The sequence below is a fragment of the Pedobacter sp. 01N416 genome, from assembly GCF_056399685.1.
The window spans coordinates 1-4411 of record NZ_JBFTRT010000441.1 but is presented as its reverse complement, the minus strand read 5'-3'; the positions used below and the strand labels follow the sequence as shown (position 1 = coordinate 4411).

The 4411-nt window shown below is 37.9% G+C and carries 1 protein-coding gene; it reads left to right on the top strand.

The genetic code is table 11. The features are described from left to right. Positions 1-546: 546 nt before the first annotated feature. On the top strand, positions 547-4411 hold a 3865-nt coding region (locus tag AC1DND_RS20930; RefSeq protein WP_477584569.1), incomplete at its 3' end, for a hybrid sensor histidine kinase/response regulator.

The window sequence follows — 4411 nt, the reverse complement described above, 5'->3', positions numbered from 1 at the left end:
GCCTTTAACTGTATTCCGCTGTAGTGAATGAGATAACTAATAAAATAATTAACTGTCGTATCCATAAGCTATATTCAGTTTTACCAGAAAGCCTGACTTGGCCTAGGATGACAATTATCATTAATTGTTCGAATGTTTCTACATATGTATCAAATTGTTAAACAAAAGAACAAAAACGAGTAGACTAGGTGGAGCAAAATCTTCTCTTTAAAGAGGAAAATCTTCCTTTTCTTTATAAGAAGGGTGAGGTAGGATTTAATAGAAAATTCTATTTAAAACACGAGTTAGAGAGGTTAAAAGACGAGCAATTATCCGACTAAATCTTAGTCAGGTTGCTGCATAAGGGCGTTTGATCTACTGACACTCGACTAGATGTTTATGCTCAGTTTCAAGCTGTATGCTGTTAGTACTTTTCCAAACAATTTAAATGCCTATCTGAATTTTAATTAAATTATATTTTTTAATGTAAAGAAAAAGTGACATTTTTATTAGAAGTTTATATATTTTTGTTACAAATATTGACCCATCCCGGGGAGCGCAATCCAGATGTTCAAAATTAACGAGACCAAACATTTTTTTTACGTATTACTGTTATGCTTTTTAGCTGAATATAGTCATGCACAGACACCTTATACTTTTAACCACCTAACCATCGAAGATGGACTTTCCCAGAATTCAGTATTGGCAATTATCAAAGATCCACAGGGCTTTATGTGGTTTGGGACTACATACGGACTAAACAGATATGATGGACAGAATATAAGGCTCTTCAAAAATAATGCCTTACTTAAGAAAAATATCGTCTCGAATAACTATATAACCACTTTGGCAGTGGACGATAATAAGGTAATGTGGGTTGGATCTTTGAGCAGTTTGGATAAGTACGATCCTAAGAACGAAACGTTCGTTCATGTTCTTTCAGATGTGAACCGAGCGAATTACCTTTATAAAGATCGTAACGGCACGCTCTGGTTAGGAACTGATAATGGATTATTATATTCGACCGACAAATTTCACAATAGATTCAAAACATTTGAGCTTCCGATAAAAGGGCCATATCAGGTCATGACAATCTTTCAGGATCACTTCGGTCACATTTGGATAGGTACAAACCGTGGTCTGGTACGACTTGAAAATTTAAATGGACGATACCGCTATGACCTTTTTATTCACTCTGCTGATCCCAGTAGTGTTAGCAGCAACGTAATAACCGCAATAGCTGAGGATAAAAAAAATAGATTATGGATAGGTACCAAACATAACGGTCTTAATCTCTACAATAGGCAGGGAAATTCTTTTAAGCACTATTCCCGATCCGAAAATAGCCTAAATACACCTGGAATTGATGATATCCGTAAAATGACGGTGGACAAAAAAGGACAATTGTGGATCGGTACACAAGAAGGGATATCTTTGCTCGATACGGAAAGGATGAGGTTTGAAACCTATCTGCACGATTCTTCCAATCCGCTAAGCCTGGGTGAAAATTCGGTATTCGATGTTTACGAAGATAATTGCGGCTCAATCTGGATAGGTACTTACTTTGGTGGCGTAGATGTAGCTCATACCATCACAACCCCGTTTCAGGTATATCAGAATGATAAATATAGAAGCAGCATCAATAATAATGTAATCAGTGCGATTGCTGGAGATAAGCTTAACAATCTATGGGTAGGCACAAATGACGGACTAAATTATTTGAATAAAAAAACAGGCCGCGTTTCTATATTTAAGCATATTGACAAGTCTCCAAATAGTATATCTTCTAATGGAATCAAGAGAATTCTGGTGGATAGATTACAAAGAGTATGGGTGGGCAATTATCAGGGGGGCTTGAACCTCTTCAGGCCAGCAACAAATGATTTTATCCATTATCGCCATCTGGATGGTGATCCGATGTCATTGAGCCATGATAATGTGAACTGTGTAATTGAGGATAATAAAGGACAGCTTTGGATAGGAACCTCTATGGGCTTGAATCTATTTGATCCCAGGTCAAATAAATTTAAACTTGTTTGTACTAAGGAGATCAAGAAAAAAGAACTGATCACGGCATTGTTTGAAGATTCAAAACACAATATATGGATCGGTTCAGACGACAATGTACACTTATGGAACAGTGTTTCCAACAGTTTTAAATCATTCATTTGGGGAAAAGGCCTCGGGCTTGTTAATAGCTCAGTTAATTGTTTTTATGAAGATAAAACAGGTGCAATCTGGATCGGAACAGATCATAGCGGACTGAGTGTTTATAATCCCGCAAAAAAAGATTTTAGGACGTTTTCCGAAAAAGATGGATTACCTGCAAGTAATGTATTGTCAATATTTGAAGATAATTATGGCTTTTTATGGCTGAGTACAGAGCGCGGATTGGTTAAATTTGACAAGCTGCATTGGACTTTTAGGGTATATAATACAAATGACGAACTCCCTGGGAATGTTTTTAATATCGGATCTGGTTTTAAGGACTCGGCTGGGCAGCTGTTTTTTGGCGGGTATAAGGGACTGATCGGTTTTTATCCGGAACGGATTAGTATGAATAGCTTTAAACCCCATCTTATCTTCACCTCATTAAAAGTTTTGGACAAGCCTATTCAGATAAAAGGACCGGATAGTTTGTTAAAAAAGGCAATTGATCTGACAGATGAAATAACGCTGTCAGCTGATCAAAATATATTTGCAATTGGATTTGCAGCTTTAAACTATATTAAACCGACAAAAAACCGGTATAAATATAAACTGGAAGGATTTGATAAAAACTGGAAAGAGGTTGGAACGCCATCTGCATCCTATACGAATCTCCGCCCTGGAAAGTATACTTTTTTGGTTAACGGCTCAAATAATGATGGACTATGGAGCTCAAAACCAGCTAAAATGACCATTAATATCCTGCCACCTTTATGGAAAACCTGGTGGGCTTATATGATTTACGGATTAACGTTCTTTTCCGGTTCTTATTATATATATCGATTTTTTAAGAACAGAGAGAAACTTGAACGTGATCTTTTCCTGAAACATCTGGAAGCAGAACAACAACAGTCCTTATATCAGATGAAACTTGACTTTTTTACGAATGTTTCACATGAGATCCGGACGCCTTTGACGCTTATCATCGGTCCGATTGAAAAGCTCATCGATCTTACCCGTGAAAATGAGGTGATCAATAAATCTTTACAGATCGTTAAGCATAATACAGATAGATTGTTCAGATTAGTTACCGAACTTTTGGACTTCAGAAAAGTGGAATCTGATAAGCAGCCCCTTTATTTTTTTGAGCAGAATATCGTAAAATTTGCGGGTGATATTTTTCAGTCTTTCCAAAATCTTGCCGAAAAAAAATGCATAAATTACGCTTTCAAATCCAGTGAAGAGGAGATTTTGGCATATTTCGATAAGGATCAGCTTGAAAAGGTATTTTTTAATTTACTATCAAACGCATTCAAATTTTCAGATGAAGGTGACACCATTCACTTTCTAATTCAAAAGAACTTACCGTGCAACCAGATTGAGGTTATAGTTTCCAATGACGGAGAGGGTATTAATCAGGAAAATCTGGATAAGATATTCGATAATTTTTATCAGGTTAACGAACCTGGGCGTTATACAATAGGGACGGGTATTGGGCTTGCACTTTCGAAAAGTATCGTTGAGCGCCACCATGGGCATATCGATACTGAGTCTATAGCTATAGAGAACGGTCGCTTTAGAACCTCATTTAAGGTAAAACTTCCCTTAGGCAGCGCTCATTTAACCAATGAGCTTTTGTTGGATAAAAATATAAGCAACAGGACGGCACAGGATCCTTCTTATCTATCCCTTCCTGTCATCGAAATGTCGGATAATTATCTGAGCGGAGCTGTACCGGTTGATAAAACCCATACTGTTCTAATCGTAGAAGATAATGAAGAGCTAAGGGACTTTATCCAGGGATTACTTGATAAGAAATATTTTACAGTAGCTTGTCACAATGGTGCAGAAGGCTGGGAAGCAGCAGTTCGGATCATTCCGGATCTGATTATCAGTGATGTAATGATGCCTGTTATGGATGGTCTTGAATTCTGTAGGAAATTGAAGACCGATAACAGGACTTCACATATCCCGGTTATTCTGCTAACTGCCCGCGCCGCCAATATCCACCAGGTAGGTGGCCTTCAGAATGGCGCTGATGCCTATATCACAAAGCCTTTCAGCGATCAGGTCTTACAGCTCAATATACAAAATATGCTGGCGCTGAGAGCGGCTCTTCAGGCTAAGCTTAGCAAGCAGCTCTTTTTAGGACCGGTAAGCAACCCTTCATCGAGAGATGAAGAATTGTTGGGTAAGATTATAGCTGCTGTTGAGAAAAATCTGGATAATCCAGAGTTTGATCTGACGCAGCTGACCTTAGAGATCGGAATGAGCAAATCTGTCC